At 34.9% G+C, this 22585-nt stretch carries 27 protein-coding genes, 1 tRNA gene and 1 riboswitch; of the genes, 13 read left to right on the forward strand and 15 right to left on the reverse strand.

What is annotated here, in order from left to right:
* Positions 1-5 precede the first annotated feature (5 nt).
* The 8 genes from spoIIIAD to ACFSW4_RS00825 all read right to left on the reverse strand — a co-directional run bounded on the left by spoIIIAD (position 6) and on the right by ACFSW4_RS00825 (position 4917).
* Positions 6-395, reverse strand: coding sequence for a stage III sporulation protein AD (gene spoIIIAD, locus ACFSW4_RS00790; protein WP_377326836.1), 390 nt, complete (start codon positions 393-395; stop codon positions 6-8).
* Positions 395-616: a stage III sporulation protein AC gene (gene spoIIIAC / locus ACFSW4_RS00795; RefSeq protein WP_054752917.1), complete on the reverse strand. Its 222-nt coding sequence runs from the start codon at positions 614-616 to the stop codon at positions 395-397. The genes spoIIIAD and spoIIIAC overlap by 1 nt, the downstream gene beginning before the upstream one ends.
* A 20-nt stretch (positions 617-636) precedes the next feature.
* Positions 637-1149 carry a stage III sporulation protein SpoIIIAB gene (gene spoIIIAB, locus ACFSW4_RS00800; RefSeq protein ID WP_377326839.1) on the reverse strand — a complete coding sequence of 171 codons (513 nt, stop codon included), beginning with the start codon at positions 1147-1149 and terminating at the stop codon, positions 637-639.
* Positions 1085-2080 carry a stage III sporulation protein AA gene (spoIIIAA, locus tag ACFSW4_RS00805; RefSeq protein WP_377326841.1) on the reverse strand — a complete coding sequence of 332 codons (996 nt, stop codon included), beginning with the start codon at positions 2078-2080 and terminating at the stop codon, positions 1085-1087. Before spoIIIAA ends, spoIIIAB begins: the two co-directional genes overlap by 65 nt.
* Positions 2081-2282: 202 nt before the next feature.
* On the reverse strand, positions 2283-2843 hold the full coding sequence (gene efp / locus ACFSW4_RS00810) for an elongation factor P (RefSeq protein WP_054752925.1): 561 nt from the start codon (positions 2841-2843) through the stop codon (positions 2283-2285).
* Between the two features lie 19 nt (positions 2844-2862).
* On the reverse strand, positions 2863-3927 hold the full coding sequence (locus ACFSW4_RS00815) for a M24 family metallopeptidase (protein ID WP_054752926.1): 1065 nt from the start codon (positions 3925-3927) through the stop codon (positions 2863-2865).
* Positions 3917-4378 (reverse strand): type II 3-dehydroquinate dehydratase, encoded by a 462-nt coding sequence (aroQ, locus tag ACFSW4_RS00820; protein ID WP_054752928.1) that lies wholly within the window; start codon positions 4376-4378, stop codon positions 3917-3919. The genes ACFSW4_RS00815 and aroQ overlap by 11 nt, the downstream gene beginning before the upstream one ends.
* A gap of 44 nt (positions 4379-4422) precedes the next feature.
* The gene (locus ACFSW4_RS00825; protein WP_377326844.1) at positions 4423-4917 is read right to left on the reverse strand and encodes a YqhR family membrane protein; all 495 of its coding nucleotides are present in this window, start codon (positions 4915-4917) and stop codon (positions 4423-4425) included.
* Positions 4918-5089: 172 nt separating this feature from the next.
* On the opposite strand from ACFSW4_RS00825, the gene ACFSW4_RS00830 reads away from it, so the two are divergent.
* Positions 5090-5422, forward strand: coding sequence for an SA1362 family protein (locus ACFSW4_RS00830; protein WP_377326846.1), 333 nt, complete (start codon positions 5090-5092; stop codon positions 5420-5422).
* A gap of 16 nt (positions 5423-5438) precedes the next feature.
* Here the strand turns inward: ACFSW4_RS00830 and ACFSW4_RS00835 are convergent, their stop codons facing one another.
* Together ACFSW4_RS00835 and ACFSW4_RS00840 are read right to left on the reverse strand one after the other, a co-directional pair.
* Complete coding sequence (locus ACFSW4_RS00835) at positions 5439-6341, reverse strand: patatin-like phospholipase family protein (protein WP_054752934.1); 903 nt, start codon at positions 6339-6341, stop codon at positions 5439-5441.
* A gap of 164 nt (positions 6342-6505) precedes the next feature.
* Entirely contained in the window at positions 6506-9064 is a 2559-nt protein-coding gene (locus tag ACFSW4_RS00840; protein ID WP_377326848.1) for a vitamin B12-dependent ribonucleotide reductase, read from the reverse strand.
* A gap of 282 nt (positions 9065-9346) precedes the next feature.
* On the opposite strand from ACFSW4_RS00840, the gene ACFSW4_RS00845 reads away from it, so the two are divergent.
* Positions 9347-9739, forward strand: a complete 393-nt coding sequence (locus ACFSW4_RS00845) for a rhodanese-like domain-containing protein (protein WP_054752936.1) — start codon at positions 9347-9349, stop codon at positions 9737-9739.
* Positions 9740-9785: 46 nt separating this feature from the next.
* Here ACFSW4_RS00845 and gcvPB read toward each other — a convergent pair whose 3' ends face one another.
* From gcvPB to gcvT, 3 genes are read right to left on the reverse strand one after another with little or no spacing between them, the layout of a single operon-like run.
* Positions 9786-11255 (reverse strand): aminomethyl-transferring glycine dehydrogenase subunit GcvPB, encoded by a 1470-nt coding sequence (gene gcvPB / locus ACFSW4_RS00850; RefSeq protein WP_054752937.1) that lies wholly within the window; start codon positions 11253-11255, stop codon positions 9786-9788.
* Entirely contained in the window at positions 11248-12597 is a 1350-nt protein-coding gene (gene gcvPA, locus ACFSW4_RS00855) for an aminomethyl-transferring glycine dehydrogenase subunit GcvPA (RefSeq protein ID WP_377326851.1), read from the reverse strand. Before gcvPA ends, gcvPB begins: the two co-directional genes overlap by 8 nt.
* A gap of 15 nt (positions 12598-12612) precedes the next feature.
* The gene (gene gcvT, locus ACFSW4_RS00860) at positions 12613-13707 is read right to left on the reverse strand and encodes a glycine cleavage system aminomethyltransferase GcvT (RefSeq protein ID WP_377326853.1); all 1095 of its coding nucleotides are present in this window, start codon (positions 13705-13707) and stop codon (positions 12613-12615) included.
* A gap of 147 nt (positions 13708-13854) precedes the next feature.
* Positions 13855-13949, reverse strand: a riboswitch (glycine riboswitch).
* A 157-nt stretch (positions 13950-14106) separates the two neighbouring features.
* On the opposite strand from gcvT, the gene ACFSW4_RS00865 reads away from it, so the two are divergent.
* Both ACFSW4_RS00865 and ACFSW4_RS00870 read left to right on the forward strand, forming a co-directional pair.
* Positions 14107-15723: a DEAD/DEAH box helicase gene (locus ACFSW4_RS00865; protein WP_377326855.1), complete on the forward strand. Its 1617-nt coding sequence runs from the start codon at positions 14107-14109 to the stop codon at positions 15721-15723.
* Positions 15710-16519 carry a YqhG family protein gene (locus ACFSW4_RS00870; RefSeq protein ID WP_377326857.1) on the forward strand — a complete coding sequence of 270 codons (810 nt, stop codon included), beginning with the start codon at positions 15710-15712 and terminating at the stop codon, positions 16517-16519. Before ACFSW4_RS00865 ends, ACFSW4_RS00870 begins: the two co-directional genes overlap by 14 nt.
* Before the next feature lie 218 nt (positions 16520-16737).
* Here ACFSW4_RS00870 and ACFSW4_RS00875 read toward each other — a convergent pair whose 3' ends face one another.
* Positions 16738-17238, reverse strand: a complete 501-nt coding sequence (locus ACFSW4_RS00875; RefSeq protein WP_054752944.1) for a shikimate kinase — start codon at positions 17236-17238, stop codon at positions 16738-16740.
* A 35-nt stretch (positions 17239-17273) separates the two neighbouring features.
* Here ACFSW4_RS00875 and comGA point away from each other — a divergent pair, with 35 nt between their 5' ends.
* The 8 genes from comGA (at position 17274) to ACFSW4_RS00915 (ending at position 21600) form a co-directional block, all read left to right on the forward strand.
* Positions 17274-18278 (forward strand): competence type IV pilus ATPase ComGA, encoded by a 1005-nt coding sequence (gene comGA / locus ACFSW4_RS00880; protein WP_377326859.1) that lies wholly within the window; start codon positions 17274-17276, stop codon positions 18276-18278.
* Positions 18247-19287: a type II secretion system F family protein gene (locus ACFSW4_RS00885; protein ID WP_377326861.1), complete on the forward strand. Its 1041-nt coding sequence runs from the start codon at positions 18247-18249 to the stop codon at positions 19285-19287. Before comGA ends, ACFSW4_RS00885 begins: the two co-directional genes overlap by 32 nt.
* A 14-nt stretch (positions 19288-19301) precedes the next feature.
* Positions 19302-19592 (forward strand): competence type IV pilus major pilin ComGC, encoded by a 291-nt coding sequence (gene comGC / locus ACFSW4_RS00890; RefSeq protein WP_054752952.1) that lies wholly within the window; start codon positions 19302-19304, stop codon positions 19590-19592.
* The gene (gene comGD, locus ACFSW4_RS00895; protein WP_054752954.1) at positions 19567-20028 is read left to right on the forward strand and encodes a competence type IV pilus minor pilin ComGD; all 462 of its coding nucleotides are present in this window, start codon (positions 19567-19569) and stop codon (positions 20026-20028) included. The genes comGC and comGD overlap by 26 nt, the downstream gene beginning before the upstream one ends.
* Before the next feature lie 305 nt (positions 20029-20333).
* Positions 20334-20783, forward strand: coding sequence for a competence type IV pilus minor pilin ComGF (locus ACFSW4_RS00900; protein ID WP_054752958.1), 450 nt, complete (start codon positions 20334-20336; stop codon positions 20781-20783).
* Positions 20784-20877: 94 nt separating this feature from the next.
* A complete protein-coding gene (locus ACFSW4_RS00905) occupies positions 20878-21135 on the forward strand; it encodes a hypothetical protein (protein WP_054752960.1) in 258 nt (85 codons plus the stop codon).
* 35 nt (positions 21136-21170) lie between these two features.
* Positions 21171-21242 (forward strand) — tRNA-Gln (locus tag ACFSW4_RS00910).
* Between the two features lie 115 nt (positions 21243-21357).
* Entirely contained in the window at positions 21358-21600 is a 243-nt protein-coding gene (locus ACFSW4_RS00915; protein ID WP_054752962.1) for a DUF2626 domain-containing protein, read from the forward strand.
* Positions 21601-21629: 29 nt separating this feature from the next.
* Here the strand turns inward: ACFSW4_RS00915 and ACFSW4_RS00920 are convergent, their stop codons facing one another.
* Positions 21630-22253, reverse strand: a complete 624-nt coding sequence (locus ACFSW4_RS00920) for an MBL fold metallo-hydrolase (RefSeq protein WP_377326864.1) — start codon at positions 22251-22253, stop codon at positions 21630-21632.
* Positions 22254-22400: 147 nt separating this feature from the next.
* Between ACFSW4_RS00920 and ACFSW4_RS00925 the strand changes: the two genes are divergently transcribed.
* The gene (locus ACFSW4_RS00925; protein ID WP_279401498.1) at positions 22401-22571 is read left to right on the forward strand and encodes a DUF2759 domain-containing protein; all 171 of its coding nucleotides are present in this window, start codon (positions 22401-22403) and stop codon (positions 22569-22571) included.
* The last annotated feature ends 14 nt before the right edge of the window (positions 22572-22585 follow it).

Below are 22585 nucleotides of genomic sequence, written 5' to 3' on the forward strand. Positions count from 1 at the left end.
CCCTTCTAACCAGGTATAAAATTCATTAACGTCTCGAGAACTGCGATGAATATTGGAAGTGCAAACAATAATATGAATATTTTTCCAACAAGTTCAACCTTAATGGCAATAGCTTCTAAATCTGCATCTTTTAATAACTGAGCTGTGAATTCTGTTATATATGCAATCCCAATTACTTTAAAAATGGTGTCTAGATGAAGTAAGGATACATTGAACCGAGAAACAATTTGCTGTATGACATCAAACAACTGAGATACCTTGTCCAATATAAAAATGAATACAATTACACCAGTAATTACAATTAATAAAAATCCAATCGTCTCATGTTTCTCACGCACTAGAATAATTAACATCGCTGCTACTATCACAACGGATAACAACTGAAGTATTTGCATTACATAAATAAACCTCTAATAATCTGTAATAGAAATACGGATTTAATCTGTTGGAATAATCTCGATAGATGATCGACAACAATGACGAGTACGATGACAAATCCAATTAAAGTTGCCCAATGTGCAATATCTTCTTTACCCATTTGTTTTAAGATTGTGTGAATCATAGCAACGACAATTCCAATTCCAGCTACTTGAAATAATAAATATACATCGGTCATCTATCTTAACCTCCCATTTGTTATATAAAGATCAAGGTTAGTAATAATCCGAACAATACTCCTAGTGCGCGAAACATATTAGAAAATCGCTTCTCCTCTTCTGATGCATCACCTAACTCTCTTTGAAGATGGGCTTTAGCCAGTTGAATCTGTTTTTGTTGTTGTTCCAAATTGTGAATACCTAGTGTTTGACCAAACTGAATAATAATTTCTTTTTCTCGTTCTTTCATGGCAGTATGGTGCCATTTTTTATTCAATGTTTGCTCCCAAATGGTGTGTAATGACTCATGGCTATTAACGACAATTTCAGATATATCATAAAAAATATAGCCTAGCGGAGGCGTCAATTGCTTTGAAATTTTATATAAAACTTGGTGAATGGGTTCTTGTCCGTAAACCATCTCAGCTTCCATGATTTGTAGAGCATGTAACAGTTCGCGAATTTGTTTAGGGCGTTTAGAATAATTTCTAGCGATATCGATTCCGACCCACGTGCACGTGAACAGTATCAAGATGGCTCCAATCCATTTCATTGCGATTTCCCCTTATGTCAAAATTAATGATATTGAAATCATTATTATAGATATGCTTTACTTGTCCAGGTTCATTCTCGTAATCTAATAAAATATATCGATCAAAGACTTGCTCTTGAAATAACGGATTTAAAGAAGGGCGCCTTCTTATATCATCTAATGTATATCCATGAATACTACAAATTACCTGTACTCCTGCGAAGACAGCTTCCTGAATACTTTTAACATCCAGTTCATCTCCTATTTCATCAACTGCCAAAACTTCTGGTGACATTGAGCGGATCATCATCATCATCCCTTCTGCTTTAGGACAGTCTGCCATCACGTCCGTTCGAATACCAACATCATGTTGAGGAACTCCTTCGTAAGGTGCAGCAATTTCTGAACGCTCGTCAATTAACGAGACTCTCAATCCTTTTTGGTTCTTAGTCCCATCACTTATTAACCTAACTACATCACGTAATAGTGTCGTTTTACCTGTTTTGGGTGCACCAATTAACATGGTGTTAAATATTTTTCTCGAACTTTGATTATAGATAGCAGATATGATTGATTTTCCGGATCCTTTATGCTCTTTAGCAACCCTTATATTAAAGGATGAGATGTGCGTAATAGCCTGAACTTTTCCATTTGATAAAGAAACCTTACCGGCAATACCAATACGATGTCCCCCGCGAATTGTAATATAGCCATTTCTTAATTCTTCTTCCATGCGATAGACCGAATGTTGGCTAATTTTGCCCAAAAATTCCTTGGCTTCATTTTCAGTGAAAATAAATTGTTTATTGAAATCTGTGTGATTATGAAAGACAAACTCAATCGGTTTATTAATTCTTAGCCTGATTTCTTCCAATTTCTTCAATTTAAAATCATCATACTGAGTGATGATTTGTTTAAGCTCAACGGGTAACATATTTAAAATTTCATTCATTGCCTGTCCTCCTATTTGATATCACTATTCTATGAATGCTATCTCTTGAATATGAAAAAATAGTATAGTTAATCTATTAAAAGTTATATATAAAACATTTTTTGGTCATATGTTTACTTAATCATTTTTTTGCAAATAAAATAAAAAACACCCTGAAAGTTAGAAATAAATCTAACCTTCAGAGTGCATTAATGTTAGTTATTTAGTTTGCGCGTGACACGTATTTTCCGTCAGTGGTGCTAACCACTAACATATCTCCTTTATTAACAAAGAATGGAACTTGAACCGTGTAACCAGTTTCTAAAGTTGCAGGTTTTGTACCGCCGCTTGCAGTATCACCTTTTACGCCTGGTTCAGTATCAACTACTTCTAGTTCCACATTATTAGGCAATTCAATTCCTAAGGTGTCACCATCATACATTAAAACGGTCACTTCCATATTTTCTTTCATAAAGTTAAGTTCAGATTCAATTGTTTTAGTAGGGATTTCAATTTGTTCGAATGTTTCAGTATCCATAAACGCGTGATTATTACCATCTGCATATAAATACTGCATTTTACGACGTTCTAAGTGAGCTTTGTTAACTTTTTCACCAGCTCTAAATGTTTTTTCCTGTATGCTACCATTTTCTAAATTTCTAAGTTTAGAACGAACAAATGCCGCTCCCTTACCTGGTTTTACATGTTGGAATTCGATTACTTGCCAAATTGAGTTATCGAGTTCAATCGTTAGTCCAGTTTTAAAGTCATTTACAGAAATCATTAGTTTGCCTCCTCAATTATTATAAGATTATAAGTTCCTTCTTAGAAAATGTTAAGGTTTCATTTCCATCCTCAGTAATAACCGTATCATCTTCAATACGACATCCACCTACATCTGGCACGTAAATACCAGGTTCAACTGTAACAACCATCCCTGGTTTGAGGACTGTATTTGAGCGATAAGATAATCCCGGACCTTCATGTACATCCATACCTAGCCCATGACCCGTTGAGTGTCCAAAATAGTCACCATAACCTTTTTCTTTAATATAATCACGTGTTAACGCATCAGCTTCAATTCCTGTCATTCCAGCCTTCGTATGCTTCATGCCACGTTTTTGTGCTTCCAATACTACATCATATATTTCTTTTAGCTTGTCGTCAATTTCTCCAACCGCAACTGTTCTTGTAATGTCAGAACAATAACCCTTGTATAAGGCTCCGAAATCTAAGGTAACTAACTCTCCTGATTGAATTTCTTTTTCAGAAGCAACACCGTGCGGAAGAGCAGAACGATAACCAGATGCTACAATAATATCGAATGAAGACGACGTTGCTCCTTGGCGGCGCATAAAGAACTCTAATTCATTTGAAACATCGATTTCTTTAACACCTGGTTTTATGTAAGACAAAATATGTTCAAATGCGTCATCCGCTATTTTAGCAGCTTCCTTAAGAACTTGCAGTTCATCTTTGGACTTTATCAATCTTAAATCTTCAATAAGACCTGATACAGGTTCAAATTCTGCCTTCAAGTGATCGCGATAAGTTTCATATGTAGAATAAGTCATAGTTTCTTTTTCAAAACCTAAGCGTTTAATGTTTAAATCTTCAACTTGTCTCGCTACTTCCTCATGAATTGGTCCTTTGTGTTCAATAACTTCAAAGCCCTTAACTTCTTCATTAGCTTGAACAGTATAACGGAAATCTGTAATGAATAATGCCTGATCCGCTGTCACAATTACTACTCCAGCTGTTCCCGTAAAGCCTGTTAAGTAACGTCTGTTCTTCCCGTTTGTAACTAATAAACCATCCAGATTATTTTCCTTCAATTTCCCTCTTAATTGTTTTAATTTAGCTGTCATTAATACTCTCCCTCTCTTTTTTTAATATTTTTGTCATAGCAAAAGCTGCAACCAAATAACTTTCCACTCCAAACCCTACAATTTGGCCAGCAGATACAGGTGCAATGAATGATTTCTCTCGGAACTTCTCTCGGTTATGTACATTAGAGATATGCACTTCAATAACAGGAGGAGCAATTGCTTCTACTGCATCTCGAAGTGCTACACTCGTATGAGTATAAGCTCCGGGGTTAAACAAGACTCCTGAATAACTTTCATGCGCCCTATGCAATTGATCAATTAAGTCTCCTTCATGATTAGATTGATACGATTCCAGTTCAATTGAGTGTGACTCAAAAAACTCTCTTACGTTCAATACAATATCATCTAGTGAATGATCACCATAATAAAATGGGTCTCGTTGACCTAAAAGGTTCAAGTTTGGTCCATTCAGTAATAATACTGGTTTCATAGCCATTCCCCTCAATATTCTGTCTATTTATTAGTTTATCATAATTATGCTTCTTTTTGGACATCATTCGTTTCAATTCGACGATCATGATATTCATAAGAAATCGTATAACCCACAAAGACACCGTATAATATAAATAAACAGATTGTCGTCACAATTGTATCACTAGATAACTCATAAAATGTAGGAACAAAATAAAATAGAGGGTTCATAATGATGAATACAAGTACCCACAATCCAATCCCGAACATAATACCAGGCATCATCCCATGAAGTTTTTTCATAAATAAATAGTAAACTAACGCTGGCACAGCACCTAATAAGGTTAAAATGCCAAGGCTAATTAATTCACCTGTGATTCCTTCAGTCCAACTCCCCGCGAAAAAGGACCTTAAAATAAATGAAGCATGAGAAACCTCAGAAAAAGCGAAAAAATATGATATAGTTCCGACTATTCCCCATATAAAAGCCCCCACCACTCCGCAAAATAGACTTTTTAAGAATACAGAACGTTTGCTTTCATCTTGTTGATTCGACATATTCATCCCTCCATGTCAAATAGTGTGCACGTTTAAGGCCGAATCATACCACATGACATTGCTATGTACGTTTGACGAAAATTTTAGTAAAATATTATTATAATGCCGTATATTACTTGAATAAATTGGTAAGATAATTAATAATAGAACAGTTATGCGAAAGGAGTCTATCATGGGGCAAAGTGCAAAATACATCGTTTATAGTATAATTGGTTTAGCCATTTTTGGACTCATTTATAATTTAATAGTTAATCCCGTAAGTTTTTTTAAAAGTATACTAATGATGCTAGGTTTTGCTGTTCTATTTGGCTTCATCATTTATTACTTTTTAATCGGTAGACATAAAGGTGGCCAAGATCGTAATTATCGTAAGGCAGTCAAACAATCCAAAAAGAAATATTCTCAAAATACGGTACCTTTTACAAAACGTAACGGACCAAGCAAAATTCAACGGACAAATAAAAAAGCTTCTCATCTAACTGTTATTAAAGGGAATAAAAAATAGCTGAGCCTATTAAGGTTCAGCTATTTTTTATGACATCCCATGAACTGAAATGCTTCTTGGCGCTCTCCTTACCGATATTGTAAAGGTAATCTTTCTTCTCTTGGCTTAAATCAAAATCAGTTGCATTAACTTCATCATTAATAGGGATAAACATAATATTTTCCGCTTCTTTATTAGATATGTATTTAGTATCATGTGCATGAATCATAGTTGAAACAATTGCGGGTAACATATCAAATGCTGTTTTAATTTTTTGGCCCGGTACTACCGGATCATTTGAGCTTAGTTTAATTCCCAATGACGGCCGATTGTTCTTTAACTTTTCTTGCTTAAATACCCAATATGGAAAATTACTCAATGTCCCACCGTCTACAAAGACGCACTTATTAACGTGATTCGTCTTCAAATTTATGGGCTGAAAGAAATATGGAATGCTTATACTAATTCTAACAGCTTTAGCAACTGAAAACATACTAGAGTCAATCCCATATATGTTTTCCAAATCATCTGGAAATATAGCAATTCTTCCATTTGTGATATCCGCTCCGACTATGTATAAGTTATCATTAAGATCTGCGAAAGTATGGACCCCTTTAGCTTTTAATAAGTCTTCAATCCAATTTTCTATATAATCCCCTTGATATAACCCTAATCTAAAATATAACCATAGCCATTTCACGAGTGGGATATGTTTTGCAATTGGATGAGGATCTAAAAACTTCTCAGTATCAATTTGATCAATAATTGTTTTTAATTCACCAGGTTTATACCCAGCAGTAATAAGTGCAGCAATTAATGCACCTGAGGAAGCACCCACAATCCGTTTGAAACGGATGTCTTGTCGTTCACACTCATCTAAAGCCCCCAAAAATGCGAATGCTTTGATACCGCCACCGGAAAAAACGCCATCCACTTCCATTGCGATCCCTCCACCCATTCATGCACATATCATTATATGAGTGGATTGTATTATTTATAACTAGATAATGCTAAACCCCAACAAATATTGTAGAGCCTAAAAAGTTTAAAATTTTATACAATTCTAGCCAAAAAAAGTGCCTGGTATAACCAGACACTTTAAGCTTATAACCCACATTTCAACTGTGCGCCGCAATTAGTACAAGTGTTACAACCACCAACATCTTCTACACTACCCTTACGACACACAGGGCAAGTATCACCAATTTCAGAACCTATGTTAACATTCGTTTTATCTAACTCTTGTACTGTCTCCATTAAAACGACTTTCTTCTCTTCTTCTTCGAATAATTCTTGTTGCTCAGAGAAATCATTTTCCTCAGCTTTTAGCGTTAAGACTTGTGTATCACGACTGCCATCTACATAGACTGTACCACCTTTGGCTCCACCTTTATACAGGCGACGATACACTTTCTCAACTTGATCAACGCGGTAACCTTTTGGAGCATTAACCGTTTTTGAAATTGAACTATCGACCCAGCGCTGAATGACACACTGTGTGTCAGCATGTGCTTCAGGTGATAATTCCATTGCTGTAACAAACCATTTAGGAAGCTCGTCTTTAGATGCTTCAGGATGCTCTTTATAATACTCTTCAGCTATGTCCGCTTTTACTTCAATAAATTTACCTAACCGTCCGCTACGGTAATAAGTAAAAGAGAAGTATGGTTCAAGACCAGTAGATACACCTACCATAGTTCCTGTCGAACCAGTTGGCGCAACCGTTAGTAAATGTGAATTTCTTATGCCGTATTTTAGAATACCTTCTTTTACATCTTCAGGCATTTTATCCATATAACCTGTACTAATGAATCTTTCACGTAGCATTTGTGTTTCTTGTTCTGTTTCTCCAATTAAGAAAGGGAAACTTCCTTTTTCTTTAGCGAGCTCGATCGATGTACGGTAAGCCGTTGTTGCAATGGTTTCAAAGATTTGATCGACCATTTGATTTCCTTCTTCAGATCCATATTCAGTCTCGCAATAGATCAATAAATCATGAAGTCCCATAACACCTAAGCCGACACGGCGCTCACCTAATGCTTGCTTGCGATTTTCATCTAAGAAATAAGGTGTTGCATCAATGACGTTATCTTGCATTCTAACTCCAACTTCAACTGTCTTCTTCAGTTTGTTGAAATCAGGTTGTTTTAATTGTTTATCAGCTATATTCGCCAAGTTCACCGCTGCTAAATTGCAGACAGAAAATGGTGCGAGGGGTTGCTCACCACAAGGATTTGTTGCCACTACTTTCTGGCCATAAGCTTTAGCGTTTGTTTCTTTATTCGCATTATCAATAAAGAAAATACCAGGTTCAGCAGAGTACGTAGCACAAATGTTAATTAGATCCCAAAGCTCTTTTGCTTTAATGCGTTTATAAACTCTAATTCCGTAACCTAAGTTTTCCCACTCTCTTACATCACCATATTCATGCCAATGCTCATTGTAATAGTGCATTTCTTCATCTGAATAATTTTCTACGTCAGGAAAACGAAGTTCATACTCACCATCATTTTCTACGGCTTCCATAAATTCATCCGTGATACAAACAGAAATATTGGCACCTGTTAAAAATTCAGAGTTATGAACACTGTATGTTCCGCCGTCTCTTAACTTGGCTTCTGCTTCTCTAATATTTTCATCTGAGAAACCACCTTGTCCTGGAATATGTTTGTAGTTAACGATTCCCTGGTACATATGCTCTTCATTTGTTGTTAACGGCGTAAATTTCAGCTTGTCTTTAGCTAATTGCTGAATCGTTTCATCTTCTATATTTTCTATTAAGTATCTTAAAATTCTAGGATTTTGCATCTTAGAAATAATAAATTCAATGATATCTGGATGCCAGTCATTAAGCATAATCATTTGGGCTCCGCGTCTTGAACCGCCCTGCTCAACTAAATGTGTTAGCTTCGCTATATCATCTAACCAAGATACCGAACCAGATGATTTACCATTTACGCCTCTAGCTAAGGCATTTCTAGGTCTTAATGTAGAGCCGTTCGTTCCTACACCGCCACCACGCGACATAATTTCCATAACTTGTTTTCGGTGATCACTAATTCCTTCTCTAGAGTCTTTCACGAAAGGCATTACATAACAGTTAAAATAAGTAACGTCTGTGTTTGACCCTGCGCCATAAAGAACTCGTCCTGCTGGGATGAAGTTTAAATTGGATAATTCTTCGTTAAATTTCTCATACCATTCTTGTCTTTTTTCAGGTGAGCGTTCCACCTCAGCAAGTCCTGTCGCATTACGTCTTGCGATTTGTTCATAATAAACTTCTAAAGGTTTATCAATGGCACTTATTGGTCGCTCAACAATTCCTGTTTGTTGTTCTTCTACTTTATCCAGTACATGAATAAAATCTTCTTCAACTTTAATTTTTGCCTTTTTAGTTTCATCATTAATTGATACAATAAATCCTGTACCTCTAGCTGGAAATTTAGGGTCATCTTTAACAGTTAGGACAACAAAATCCCCGTCTTTTAATGTTTTCTTTTCTGTGTCTTTAAAAGCATATCGGTCCAGCATCACTAATCGTGATACGCCTTTATGCGTTGTGTTCATCTCGGAAGTAATGGGGTGAACTTGTGGAAATTGTTTAATGTCTTCATTTAAACGCTCCACATCAATTTGGTAGCCCCTGCTTTTTACACCTTGCATGAATCTTCCTCCTCTTCGACAAAATTCTAATGTTTAATTAGATTTGTTGAATTAAACATAACAGAACAACAAAAACAAATCAATATATTGTATTAAGTTTTTTATTTTAACACTATATATGGTATTTGATGCACAAATAATTTATAAAGTCAACTAAAAAAATTGTCGAATTTATAAATAAAAGAAAAGATTAATTAAATACTTTTGATTTTTTACCTTTGAATATTCTAGTTATGCCCTATATAATATAATAGAGAAAGAGAAAAAAGAGAGGGAATCGACATGGAGATTATCTTATCTATATTGCTCGTAATAGCAGCGTTTATTTTAATTGGTGTTATACGTTATATTAGAACTAATAAATTTTTAAACACATTAACTGAATCTCAGTTCAAAGAAGGTTATCGTAAAGCACAATTAATTGATGTAAGAGAACCTAATGAGTTTGAGAGAGGACATATTTTAGGAGCTAGAAACATCCCAATGTCTCAGCTAAAACAACGCCTTCAAGAAATTCGCCCAGATAAACCTGTTTATCTATACTGCCAAAGTGGGCAACGTTCTCTACGTGCAGCAACTGTATTGAAGAAAAAGGGATATCAAGATCTCAACCATCTAAAAGGTGGTTTTCGTAAATGGTCAGGTAAAGTAAAGGTTAAGAAGAAAGGATATTAAAAAAGATTCCAGCTTAGGCTGGAATCTTTTTTATTATATAGAGATTTTATGCTTCATCTCTATAATATCTTAGCACTGGTTTTCTAGCTGCTTGTGTTTCATCTAACCGGCTAATAACAGTTGTATGTGGAGCTTCTTGAACAACTTCTGGGTCATCTTTTGCCTCATTAGAAATTTGGATCATAGCATCAATGAACTCATCCAATGTTTCTTTGGACTCTGTTTCTGTTGGCTCTACCATTAATGCTTCTTCCACATTTAATGGGAAGTAAATTGTTGGTGGGTGATAGCCAAAATCTAATAACCTTTTAGCGATATCTAGGGTCCGTACACCTAATTTCTTTTGATGTTTACCCGACAATACAAATTCGTGTTTACAATGTTGTTTAAATGGTAATTCATATTCATCTTGCAGGCGGCGCATCATGTAATTCGCGTTAAGGACAGCATTCTCACTTACTTGTTTCAATCCATCAGGTCCCATAGAACGAATATACGTATAAGCTCTAACGTTGATGCCAAAGTTCCCGTAATATGGCTTCACTCGTCCAATGGAATCAGGTCGGTCATGATTGAAATAATACTTTTCACCATTAGTTGTTAAAACTGGCTTTGGTAAATATTTAGCAAGCTCTTTTGAAACACCAACTGGACCTGAACCTGGGCCACCTCCACCATGAGGACCTGTGAATGTTTTATGAAGGTTTAAATGCACCACATCAAAGCCCATATCTCCAGGTCTTGTATATCCCATAATGGCATTTAAGTTTGCACCATCATAGTAAAGACGCCCACCAGCATCGTGCACAATTTTAGCCATTTCTAAAATTTCTTCTTCAAATAAACCAAGTGTGTTAGGGTTTGTCAACATCAATGCTGCTGTATCATCACCTACTACACGTTTTAAATCCTCAAGATCAACTAAACCACGTTCATTTGACTTAACAGTTACTGCATCAAAACCTGCTACAGTTGCTGATGCTGGATTTGTTCCATGCGCTGAGTCTGGAACTATAACTTTAGTACGATTATAGTCACCATTTGCTTCATGGAATGCTCGGATCATCATAAGTCCTGTCCATTCACCATGTGCACCTGCTGCAGGTTGTAACGTAACTTCATGCATACCTGTAATTTCAGCTAGAGTCGTTTGTAAATCATACATTAAAGCTAATGCACCTTGTACTGTATCTTCATCTTGATAAGGGTGAATTTGACTGAGCCCTGGAATACGAGCAACATCTTCATTGATTTTAGGATTGTATTTCATCGTACAAGAACCTAATGGATAAAAACCTGAATCTACCCCGTGATTACGTTTCGATAATGCTGTATAGTGACGCATAATTTGAAGTTCACTCACCTCAGGTAAATCTGGTTCTTCTTTTCGAATATATTCAGAACTAAATTCTTGATCGAGATCTACATCTGGTACGTCTTGTTCTGGTAAGCTATAACCTATTCTTCCTTCTTTGCTTAATTCAAAAATAACAGGAAAATCTTTTTGATTAGCCATTCATATCACCCAATTCTGTTACAAATTGTTCGATCTCTTCTTTCGTGCGTATTTCAGTTACAGCAACTAACAGCTGTTGTTCCCACTCACTATTAACCCTTCCTAAATCAAAGCCGCCGATATATCCTTTATCAACTAACTTCTGATTTAGCTGCTTAATATTATGGTTCACTTTCACAACAAATTCATTGAAGAATGATCCACTATAGACAATATCGAAACCTGCTTCTTCAAATTTCTTTTTAGCATATCGAGCTTTTTTCATGTTCAAGACGGCCATTTCCTTAACACCTTGCTTGCCAAGAGCTGACATAGCTACTGAAGATGCAAGGGCATTTAATGCTTGGTTTGAACAAATGTTTGAAGTTGCTTTATCCCTACGGATATGCTGCTCCCTAGCTTGTAGAGTTAAGACAAACCCGCGTTGTCCTTCTTCATCTACCGTTTGACCAACCAAACGTCCAGGCACTTTTCTCATTAATTTTTTAGTGGTCGCGAAATATCCACAGTGAGGTCCACCATACTGCGCTGGAATACCGAAAACCTGCGCATCTCCAACGACAATATCAGCCCCGAATTCACCAGGTGGTGTTAAATAACCTAAAGCAAGCGGGTTACTAGAAACTAACATCATGGTTTTTTTCTGCTTAGAAATTATTTCATTCACTTTCTGCAGGGGTTCCACCTGTCCTAAGAAGTTAGGATACTGAACGACAACACTTGCTGTGTCTTCATCTAATTCATTCTCAAGTTGCTCTAAATCTGTGAGACCATCTTTTACATCGATTTCCACAATTTCAAGGTTAGGTCCTTTTGCATAAGAATGAATGACTTCTAAGGACTCAGGATGAATTGCTTTTGAAACTAATACTTTTTTCTTTCTAGTTTGACCGGCAGATAGATTGACCGCTTCAGCTAATGCCGTTCCACCGTCATACATGGAAGAGTTTGAAACTTCCATGCCAGTCAGTTCACTGATCATTGTCTGAAATTCAAAGATTGCCTGAAGTTCACCTTGCGAAATTTCTGGTTGGTATGGTGTATATGCCGTATAAAATTCCGATCTAGATATGACATGATCAACAATTGAAGGTATGTAGTGTTGATACACACCAGCTCCTAAAAAGGATGTATGGCTCTGTAAATTAACATTTTGATCAGCTAATTGCATTAACTCTTTCTTCAATTCATGTTCATTTTTAGCTGGTTTAATATTTAAGTCACCATTAAAGCGTACTTCTTCAGGAATATCAGCGAATAATTCTTCTGTAGATTCTACTCCAATCCTCTTAAGCATCGCTTGTTTATCTTCTTCTGTCATAGGTATATAACGATGTTGCACAATCATTCACCTCTCTTATTTTCTTTTATAAAATGGTGTAGGAACGACTTTTGCTTGAAGGGTACGTTTTCTTACTTGAATATCTAACAATTCACCTTCATTTGCCAGTTCAGTCTTAACTAACGCTAAGCCGACATTTTTTCCTAAAGTCGGAGATTGTGTTCCTGATGTGACAAATCCTACAGGTTCACCTTCTTTAAATACCTCATAACCATGACGAGGGATGCCTTTGTCAAGCATTTCTATTCCAACCAATTTTCGTTTTGGTCCATTTTCCTTTTGGTCTTTTAAAACTACTTTACCATTAAAGTCAGAATCCTTCTTCACCTTAACAGCAAAACCTAACCCTGCTTCAATTGGTGTTATATCTTTCGAAAGCTCCTGACCATAAAGTGCAAGATTGGCTTCAAAACGAAGTGTATCCCTAGCTCCTAATCCTACTGGTGTCACTCCATCATCCTTGCCAGCTTCTAAAATAGCATTCCAAAGCTCTAAACCGCTTGCTTGATCTATGTAGATCTCAAAACCATCTTCACCAGTATATCCTGTACGAGATACAATAGCTGTATGATTAACTCCTTTGAATGCTACATCTTGCTTAAAGCGGAAGAATTTAATTTCACTTAAGTCATCATCAGTTAGTGCTTGTAATATGGGTTCAGCTTTCGGTCCTTGAAGGGCTAACTGCACGAATTGATCCGAAACATTACTGACTTCTACTGAACCTTCAACATGTTTTTCGATCCATTCAAAATCCTTCTTAGTGTTAGCAGCATTCACAACCAATAGATATTTATTGTCGTCTAATTTATAAACAATTAGATCATCAACAGTTCCACCATCTTCATAACACATAATGGTATATTGTGCTTGGTTGACGGAAACTTTAGATACATCATTGGTTAGTAGTTTTTGTAAAAACGTTTCACTATCAGAACCCTCAACTAAAATTTCCCCCATGTGAGATACGTCAAATAGACCTGCTTTCTCACGAGTTGCGTGGTGCTCATCTTTAATACCGATAAACTGTACTGGCATTTCCCAGCCGCCAAAATCTACTGTTTTCGTGTTGTAAGCTGGAAAAATAGGTGTACGTTTTAATTCTCCCATTATTCATCCCTCCATTTTTAAGCATTAAAAAAGAGAATACCAAATTAAGGATTCGGAATTCTCTCTGTCCTGTCACCTGAAAGTTTCGTAATACATAAGCATTACTTGCATCTTTGGTGGCTTCTAATGAAGCACTCTCCAGAGTAGCGTCTGACAAGAGTCTTTTTGCCTGAGAGATTCATACGAAACAATCGTACTTGCTCCGTCGGCGCCACAAAAATGGTCTCTCCCCTTGTCTTCATTCGCCTAATAGTATTCTATTTTTTGTACATAATATTAATATACTTGTGTCACATTATAGCATATGTCTCCTAGTTGTGTAAGCGACTACAACAAATTTAGATAAGATGTTTTTAAATTTTAAAAATATAAAACTACGTAATGAGAGGAGTATAATTAATGAACATTGTTATTCATGATGATGAATTACAGTCTCTTGAAGAAAATTTAAATCAATACTCCATTAGTGATTGGAATACATTCAAACAAGCGTACACAATTAGTCAAATGAAAATGACCTTGAAAGACCGTTTAACTTGTATGCAGTATTTAACGGATTTGGATTTGATGCCCCACCAACTAGAAGCCGTTAATAAAGTTCTACACCAAATGCATGGGCGTGCGATTCTTGCAGACGAAGTTGGTTTGGGCAAAACCATTGAAGCCGGGGTTATTTTAAAAGAACTAATGGTTAAAAATCTAGTTAAAAAAGTATTAATCTTAGTTCCTTCATCCTTGATTAGACAATGGGAAATTGAACTTCAACAACGGTTTTACATACCTGCTAAAGCTAAACACCGTTCTTACCCTTGGCAAGCTTATGATATCGTTGTTTCGTCTATAGACCTTGCAAAAAAAGAGCCTCATGCTAGTGAGATTCTCTCGCAAGAGTATGACATGCTCATTATTGATGAAGCTCATAGACTAAAAAATCCTAAGACTCGCAACTACCAATTTGTAAAACAAATTCAATCAACCTATTGCCTGCTTTTAACGGCAACACCAATTCAAAATAAAATTGATGAGATTTATTATTTAATGTCCATTGTGCGGCCTGGTTTACTTGGTGATAAGCAGTCGTTTAAACAAACCGTTCGAAAAGAACGTAAAGACGATAGCGATGCCATTCAAACATTAGTCAAACAATCGATGATTCGAAATCGCAGATCAGAGACGACGAACGAATGGACAAAGCGTGAAATCGATACAATACGAGTAGATTTCACTGAAGATGAGATGACTTTTTATAATACATTAGAATCACTTAATGTGAATCATTCCTTCACAGCTCTTACGTTACAACGTGAAATCTGTTCAAGTCGTGAAGCGTGCTACGAAACGATTAGACACTCAGATTGGAATCATGATTTTAAGAAAGAATTGATGGATCAAATTGAACAACTTCCCCATCATTCTAAAGCATTAAAGACTGTTGAATTTGTGAAGTCAATAAACGATAAATGCATCATTTTCACAGAATATAAATCTACTCAGATTTATTTACAGTGGTTATTACATCAAAATGGGATATTTTCAGTTACATTTAACGGCAAGTTTAAAAAGAGTAAAAAGGATTGGATGGTACAGCTTTTTAAAAACAAAGCCCAAGTATTAATCGCAACAGATGCTGGTGGTGAAGGGTTAAATTTACAGTTTTGTAACCATATGATTCACTACGATTTACCGTGGAATCCGATGAAATTGGAGCAAAGAATTGGTCGTATACATCGTTTTGGTCAAACAAAAGACGTCAATATTTATTATATGGTGTTAAATAATACTATTGATGAACGTGTTTTAAATTTACTTTATAATAAATTAGATCTATTTAAAGACGTTATTGGAGAGCTTGATCAAATCCTAAGTCAACTAGGAATATCAAACCTAGAAGATGAAATTGTTGATATCGTTAAAGACTCAAAATCGGAAAAAGAAGCATCAATAAAAGTTGACCACCTATTCTCTGTCATTAGTGACAGTCATGTAGAAAGGGATATTGCTAATGAATCAAGCTGAAATACATGATTTTTTAGTTCAATTTTTCTATAAGCGCAATGCCACAATTGAATATAACGAACAAGGCATATTAAAAGTTAAACTCACTGAAGAGCTAGATCAACGATTAATGAACCGCCCCTTTTATTGGCAGTATGTCAAAAAACTAGGTTATAAGGGTGACCCAATGTCGGTTACTTTTATTTCCGATGAAAACAAAAAGGCTGAAAAAGGTGAATGGATTCATTACGGTTCGCCTAGGCTGGAACAGTTATTTCAGGTTATTTTTGAAGAAGGTAAATACACAGAACTCTACGAACAGAATCCATCCCAAGACCGACAGCCGCTTCATCCATGGTTTGTTTGCAACTTAATGGTTCGTTATCAAGGTGCTTATACCCATGATGAAATGGTGAGTGTAGGCGTTTATCTCATCAACGGAACCATGAGGTTTAAAATGATGGATGAACTATTAGATGAACCATTTTCAAAGATTATTCCAGATTTATGCTATAAAATTCCGCCTATTATATCTACTAAGAGGGCCGTTATGATGATTAACCATGAAATTAATGAGAGAATTAAACAAAAGTCTTCAGCATTCGCTGAGCAATCGAAAGAGATTTATCAGAAGGAAATGGAAATGACCAATCAACTATTTGAAAACAGGGCACAAGAGGATGGTGAATTATTAAAAGATAACATTGAAAAACAAATTTATGATCGCTTATATCCAAAAGTACAATTAAAACTAGTCAATTGTGGTTTATTTTATATAACAGAAACACGTTCAAAAAACATGATGAATATAACCTAATAATAAACACGAGGCTTGTCGCCGATTTTTCAATCACGACAAGCCTTATTTTGTCTATTTACAATTTCTAACATAAAAGTAAAATAAAAAAATTTAAAAGATATATAAATTGATTTTTCTTCTTAAAATTGTTCCTTCATAACAAAAAAATGGGAAGATAACTTAATTTTTAATTAGTTAAAAATCGAATTTTGGGGGATTTGACGCGACAATTATACTCATTTATAACATAAGTGAGTAAGAATATTGTGCACAATTTCCTCAACTGTTAATTGGTCCGTTTCAATAGTTACATTTGATGCTTCTTCGTAATAAACCTGTCTCTTGTTAAACAGCTCTAACCGTTTTATATATGGTTGATTCCATAATGGTCGATTTTGATCACCATCAAGTCTGTTAAAAATAGTTGTTAATTGCGTTTTTAAAAAGAAAGTATAAGGATGTTGTTTTAAGAAATCTCGATTTTGCTTAAGTTCCACAATTCCCCCGCCGGTACTGACCACATGATTTTGCTTTAAAACGCTTTTTAACATCTCTGATTCTAACTTCCTAAAATGACTTTCGCCATATAATTCAAATATTTTAGGAATGGAAAGATTCGTTTCTTTTTTAATCAACTCATCTGTATCTATTAAAGGAATTCTCAAACGAGCTGCTAATTGTTGGCCAACAGTTGTCTTACCTGCACCCATAAATCCTATTAAAACAATTGACTTCAATTAAAACACCTACTTTATATAAGGGGGATTACAAAATGTTTTTACCCGAAAAATATGCCTACACTATGTTAGATCGCGCAATTGAAAAAACGGCATCTGATATTCATTTTACCCCAAAAGAAAATGAGGTCGAAATTTATTTTCGCTTAAATGGCTATCGGTGGTATTTTGAATCACTTCCATTAAAATCTTATCATACCTTACTAGGCTATTTTAAATTCAATTCAGGTATGGATATTGCGGAGAAGCGACTACCTCAAAACGGCACCATCATGCATCAAAATAAATGGCACACGTATGATTTGCGATTATCCACTCTACCTACTAAAGTTACTGAAAGCTTAGCAATTAGGTTAATACCTAAAGATATTTATCCCACTGTTGAACGATTATTTTTATTCCCTACTCAAGCCAAAGCACTCTTGGGCTGGATCAAAAAACAATCAGGAATGTTGTTATTTACTGGTCCAACAGGATCTGGCAAAACTACAACTATGTATGCATTACTTAGAAAATCAATTGAATTGTATGGTTATCAAGCTATTACTTTAGAAGATCCCGTTGAACAACAGGTCGATAACTTATTACAAGTACAAGTCAATGAAAAGTCCGGTTTCAGTTATGATATTGGGTTAAAAGCAGCATTACGACATGACCCCGATATCATTATGATCGGTGAAATCCGTGATGAACATACTGCTAAATTCGCTTTTAAAGCAGCTCTTACCGGACATTTAGTCATGAGTACCATTCATGCTAAAGATGCTTTCGGTACTATTTCTAGATTAAAAGCCATGGGGCTGTCACAAGTTGACTTACAGGAAACAATAATCGGAGTGGCTTCTCAACAGCTATTACCCGTTGTGCAACCCTTATCAAATCCTGCTTTAAGACGAGCTGCAATTGCTGAAATTTTAACAGGTGATCACCTAATACAAACGATAAACGAAACCCCGCCTTCCCACCTTGCTGGTTATCAAACATTTCAATCATTAAGGAATAAAGCTTATGCACTTGGATTTACAAAAATATCATCGTGACAGGCCATTAAATTTGCAAACGCAAATACAGTTTATTGAACGTTTATCGAAATTATTAGGTAAGCATTACACCATTAAGCAAGCTTTAGAGTTTATGCATTTCGACCATCAACTAGATCATATAGCCAATAAATTTTCTCTCTTACTTCATTCTGGACACTCTATTGATTATTGTTTTAAGATGTTATCTTTTCATCCTTTAATTATCTCTTATATCAACTTTTCTAAGGAATCGAGTCATTTACATGATCATTTATCTCATTGTACTCATTTAATGAAACTACGTTATAACTTACAAAGCAAACTAAAAAAAACGCTTAGATATCCTCTATTTCTAATATTGATGACCATCATGTTGTTTATCGGGTTAAACCTCTACTTATTTCCATCAATGGTCCAAACGTTTAAGAGTTTTGGTGAAACGCAGTCAGTTATCGTTATAAACACCATTGTATTTATCTTTAACATAACATTAGTTTTATTAGTGATTGTTGCCCTAGCCACTTTATTAGGCGCGATGTATATAAGAAATTCTCCAGTAGAAAAAAGGTTAATGATAATTGAAAAAATACCAATATACAGATCAATATATAGTTCATACATTAGTATTCAATTTTCTTACCAACTTTACGCTTTACTACAAAGCGGAAAAAATATAAAAGATTCACTGATTCTATTAAAGACTCAAAATGAAAACGACACACTAAAATATTTCGCTACTATCACACTCAAACAGTTATCCAATGGAACTTCGCTTTACCATTCGATAAAAGATTTTCCGTTTATTCAAGAAGACTTGAAATGGGTCATTAATCGTAGTGATGAGCAAGGTACTTTAAGTTATGATCTGCAGCAATACTCTCTTCTATTACTTGAATCACTTGAAGAACGCATTAAACAAACTATTATGCTCATTCAGCCTGTACTTTATGCCATTGTAGGTTTGCTTGTTGTAACTGTTTATATGCTAACCATCTTCCCCATTTATAAATTAATTCAACAAATATAAGGAGAGAAAAGGTCATGTTCAAATCAGAAAAAGGGTTTACACTTATTGAGATGTTAATCGTGCTCATGATTATTTCATTTCTACTAATTTTAGCTATTCCTAATATTAAAGATTACAATGATACTGTAGAAAATAAGGGCTGTGATGCATACGAAGATTTAGTGCAAAGTGAAGTGCAGCTATATAAGATTAACGAAGGAGTCTTTCCTACAGACCTTACCCAGCTTACTTCAATTGACTCTACAAACCATACTTGTTTAGAAAGTGCTGAAATTGTTGATGGAAAAGTCAACTTTAATCGCTAATAACCGGGCAGGCTATACATTAATTGAGACCCTTTTAGTCCTTACTATTTTAATGGTATTCATTGCCATTTCAATGTCTAATTATCACCATAAAGATTATAATAAACCACCTGAGGAATTTTTAGAACAATTAAGCAAGGATGTATTATATTTTCAGCAGAGAGCAACCACATATCAAACACCTATTTCAATAACTTTTAACACACCTGAGAACCATTACATTATTAAGGATCCAACGCACGAACCTACCACGATTAAGCGATTTTACCACCCGGATTTAAGGGTGTACTTATCCACTTTAAAAAAGCCGATTCAATACAATATTGATGGCACCATCTTAAATCCTGGAGAAATACTTCTATATTATCAAGAATCAATCTATCGCGTTACATTTCCGTTTGGTAAAGGAAGATTTTATGTTACTAAAGAATCGTAATGGATTTATCTTGTTAGACTTACTTTTAACTCTTAGCGCAGTTTTAATATTTTTATCTTTCATTTTGCCTTCAACATTAAGTTTAATTAATTTCCAGGATAGCCAACAATATTACTTAACAGCTGAAGATTTATATAATGATATACTAAAAAAACAGATTACCAATGAAGAAATTAGCGTCCATAATACCATCATATATAAAGATAAAGAATTTACTATAAACATTAATCAGATAAATACACGGGTCTTAGAGTACTGCATCACTTGGATCGATTTTAATAACATTGAAGAAAGTATGTGCCGTTATGTCCCTAATCAATAATAAAGGTTTTACATTATTATCGTTATTAATATCAATCTCTGTTTTATTTTTACTTACCCCGATGATTGTTCATTTTATATCTTTTATACAGTCTGTTGAATCCTCTTACGATCAATCTGAGTTAGAAATTAGACATGTTCACTTCTTCATACAAAATGAAGTGAATAGATCCATAAAACAACATTACAATGATTATTCAATATCTCTGGTTAATCAAGATGGTACAACAATTAAATATGAACTATACGGGGACCAAATCAGAAGAAGGGTTAATAATACGGGGCATGAAGTTATTTTAAGAAATGTGAAAGAATTTAAAGTATCAAAACTTAACGAACAAACGTATAAGATTGTAATTTCGAAAGGAGACCAACATACATTTGAAAGAATTTACTTCATGCAAAACTTTGAAGAACATCCGCCATACAGCTAATAATGAGTCTGGGATAATATTACCTTATGTACTCACTTTAATGATGTTCGCCTCATCTTATATACTGATGACTTGGCAAGAGGAACAAGAACGATTGAGACATATTCAATTAATAAACAAACAGGAAAGCACTCAAAATCTCATTCAAATCTCATTACATGAATTTTCTCTAGTTTTAGACACATTAGATCTTAACAAAGAAGAACAGGAACTAATTTTTAATTATAATACAGGAAAAGTGAACGTATCGTATTATTTATTAACTAACAATACCTTAAGGATTGAACTTGAAGTTTTCTTAAAAGATACAAATCAAGAACCTTACAAACATACGACGGTTTGGAATGTATAAATTCTAATAATGATGATATAATAATAATTGTGAATTGGGCCATAGCCAAGCGGTAAGGCAACGGGTTTTGGTCTCGTGATTCCCAGGTTCGAATCCTGGTGGCCCAGTTATCACAAAGATAAAGGTAAAAGTTGTTAAAGTACATAAAATGTTCATTTACATTTATTTTGGATTCATATATAATGTTTTTGACAACATTCCTGCACAAAGGAGGAAAAAGAGATGCCACGAATGTTTAGAGTGATTGCGTTTTGGACAGGTATTTTCACAGCGATGTTCTACGCAGGTGGTATGATTCAGTTATCACTATTATTTTTAGCGCAAACTGTTTTCTTTTTAGGAATTGGATACTTAAATCTTTCTGAACGTCTTTATATGTATATCTTTGGCGCGTACTTAACTGTTTTCATGGTAGGGTTTACTTACTATGTCACATTCCTTCTAGAACCTGGATTTGCGCACTAATTAAAGGATGGCGAATATGCCATCCTTTTTTAGTTTAAAAATGGATTGCCTTCTTTTTCTTCTCCTACAGTCGTCGATGGTCCATGACCTGGAAAAACAAGTGTATCATCGGGTAAGCTTAAGATTTTCTCTTTAATGTTACTTATTAATTGATTATGATTGCCAAAAGGTAAATCTGTCCGACCAATACTTCCTTTAAAGAGAGTGTCACCTGCGATTAATACCTTTTCACCTTCAAGCCAAAACGATATGCTACCTGGTGAATGTCCAGGGGTGTATAATACACTAAAATTGAAGCTCTCTATTGTTATAGAACCTTCATCTAAAAAGTGTTCAGCAGGTTTATGACTAAATATCTCCCCCACTCCAAATAGTTTAGATCCATTTAAACTTGAATCTGTAAGCCAATCCTTCTCACTAGAGTGCATGTATACAGGAATATCATATTTAGTTCTAATATCTTCTACAGCTCCAATATGATCAAAATGAGCATGAGTTAGTAAAATTGCTATTGGACTTAATCTATGTTCGTTAAAGTACTGAACTAGAACGTCTGCGTCCCCGCCAGGGTCAACTACGAGAATTTTTTGGCCCATTTCTAATAAATAACAATTAGTTCCTAACAATCCTAATTCAAAACGTTTAATGTTCACAAAAATGTCCCCTTTTTATAAAGCAATTTTTAGGTTTTCACTCGACAGTAAGATTTTTTTTGTATAAAATATACTAGAGTATGATACGTTATAAATCAAGAATATGTTTAATTGAACAACTAAGTTTTCCAAGGAGGCAACTACCAAATGGTATTAGGAATTATCTTCTTATTCGTAGCGATCTTAAGTTTTATTGCTGTATTTAGAGAACTAAAGCGCCGTAATGTTTTAGCTTTATTATTTGCAGGTGCATCTGCAGCTGTGTTCGGTTGGTTCTCTGTGATGACCATTTATTCAGAATTCATGAACATGATCTAACAAAGTAACTGTAC

Source organism: Piscibacillus salipiscarius (genome assembly GCF_042685285.1).
Taxonomy (GTDB): Bacteria; Bacillota; Bacilli; order Bacillales; family Alkalibacillaceae; genus Piscibacillus; species Piscibacillus salipiscarius.

Bases quoted from the DNA above. Each gene is read 5' to 3' on its own strand.
- spoIIIAC (WP_054752917.1), bottom strand. From the start codon at position 616: ATGACCGATGTATATTTATTATTTCAAGTAGCTGGAATTGGAATTGTC.
- comGD (WP_054752954.1), top strand. From the start codon at position 19,567: ATGGAAAAGTCAACTTTAATCGCTAATAACCGGGCAGGCTATACATTA.
- ACFSW4_RS00835 (WP_054752934.1), bottom strand. From the start codon at position 6,341: ATGGAAGTGGATGGCGTTTTTTCCGGTGGCGGTATCAAAGCATTCGCA.
- aroQ (WP_054752928.1), bottom strand. From the start codon at position 4,378: ATGAAACCAGTATTATTACTGAATGGACCAAACTTGAACCTTTTAGGT.
- gcvT (WP_377326853.1), bottom strand. From the start codon at position 13,707: ATGGGAGAATTAAAACGTACACCTATTTTTCCAGCTTACAACACGAAA.
- ACFSW4_RS00925 (WP_279401498.1), top strand. From the start codon at position 22,401: ATGGTATTAGGAATTATCTTCTTATTCGTAGCGATCTTAAGTTTTATT.
- ACFSW4_RS00915 (WP_054752962.1), top strand. From the start codon at position 21,358: ATGCCACGAATGTTTAGAGTGATTGCGTTTTGGACAGGTATTTTCACA.
- ACFSW4_RS00900 (WP_054752958.1), top strand. From the start codon at position 20,334: ATGTCCCTAATCAATAATAAAGGTTTTACATTATTATCGTTATTAATA.
- spoIIIAD (WP_377326836.1), bottom strand. From the start codon at position 395: ATGCAAATACTTCAGTTGTTATCCGTTGTGATAGTAGCAGCGATGTTA.
- ACFSW4_RS00870 (WP_377326857.1), top strand. From the start codon at position 15,710: ATGAATCAAGCTGAAATACATGATTTTTTAGTTCAATTTTTCTATAAG.
- spoIIIAB (WP_377326839.1), bottom strand. From the start codon at position 1,149: ATGAAATGGATTGGAGCCATCTTGATACTGTTCACGTGCACGTGGGTC.
- gcvPB (WP_054752937.1), bottom strand. From the start codon at position 11,255: ATGGCTAATCAAAAAGATTTTCCTGTTATTTTTGAATTAAGCAAAGAA.
- ACFSW4_RS00845 (WP_054752936.1), top strand. From the start codon at position 9,347: ATGGAGATTATCTTATCTATATTGCTCGTAATAGCAGCGTTTATTTTA.
- efp (WP_054752925.1), bottom strand. From the start codon at position 2,843: ATGATTTCTGTAAATGACTTTAAAACTGGACTAACGATTGAACTCGAT.
- ACFSW4_RS00815 (WP_054752926.1), bottom strand. From the start codon at position 3,927: ATGACAGCTAAATTAAAACAATTAAGAGGGAAATTGAAGGAAAATAAT.
- comGC (WP_054752952.1), top strand. From the start codon at position 19,302: ATGTTCAAATCAGAAAAAGGGTTTACACTTATTGAGATGTTAATCGTG.
- ACFSW4_RS00885 (WP_377326861.1), top strand. From the start codon at position 18,247: ATGCACTTGGATTTACAAAAATATCATCGTGACAGGCCATTAAATTTG.
- ACFSW4_RS00840 (WP_377326848.1), bottom strand. From the start codon at position 9,064: ATGCAAGGTGTAAAAAGCAGGGGCTACCAAATTGATGTGGAGCGTTTA.
- ACFSW4_RS00825 (WP_377326844.1), bottom strand. From the start codon at position 4,917: ATGTCGAATCAACAAGATGAAAGCAAACGTTCTGTATTCTTAAAAAGT.
- comGA (WP_377326859.1), top strand. From the start codon at position 17,274: ATGTTTTTACCCGAAAAATATGCCTACACTATGTTAGATCGCGCAATT.
- ACFSW4_RS00830 (WP_377326846.1), top strand. From the start codon at position 5,090: ATGGGGCAAAGTGCAAAATACATCGTTTATAGTATAATTGGTTTAGCC.
- ACFSW4_RS00865 (WP_377326855.1), top strand. From the start codon at position 14,107: ATGAACATTGTTATTCATGATGATGAATTACAGTCTCTTGAAGAAAAT.
- spoIIIAA (WP_377326841.1), bottom strand. From the start codon at position 2,080: ATGAATGAAATTTTAAATATGTTACCCGTTGAGCTTAAACAAATCATC.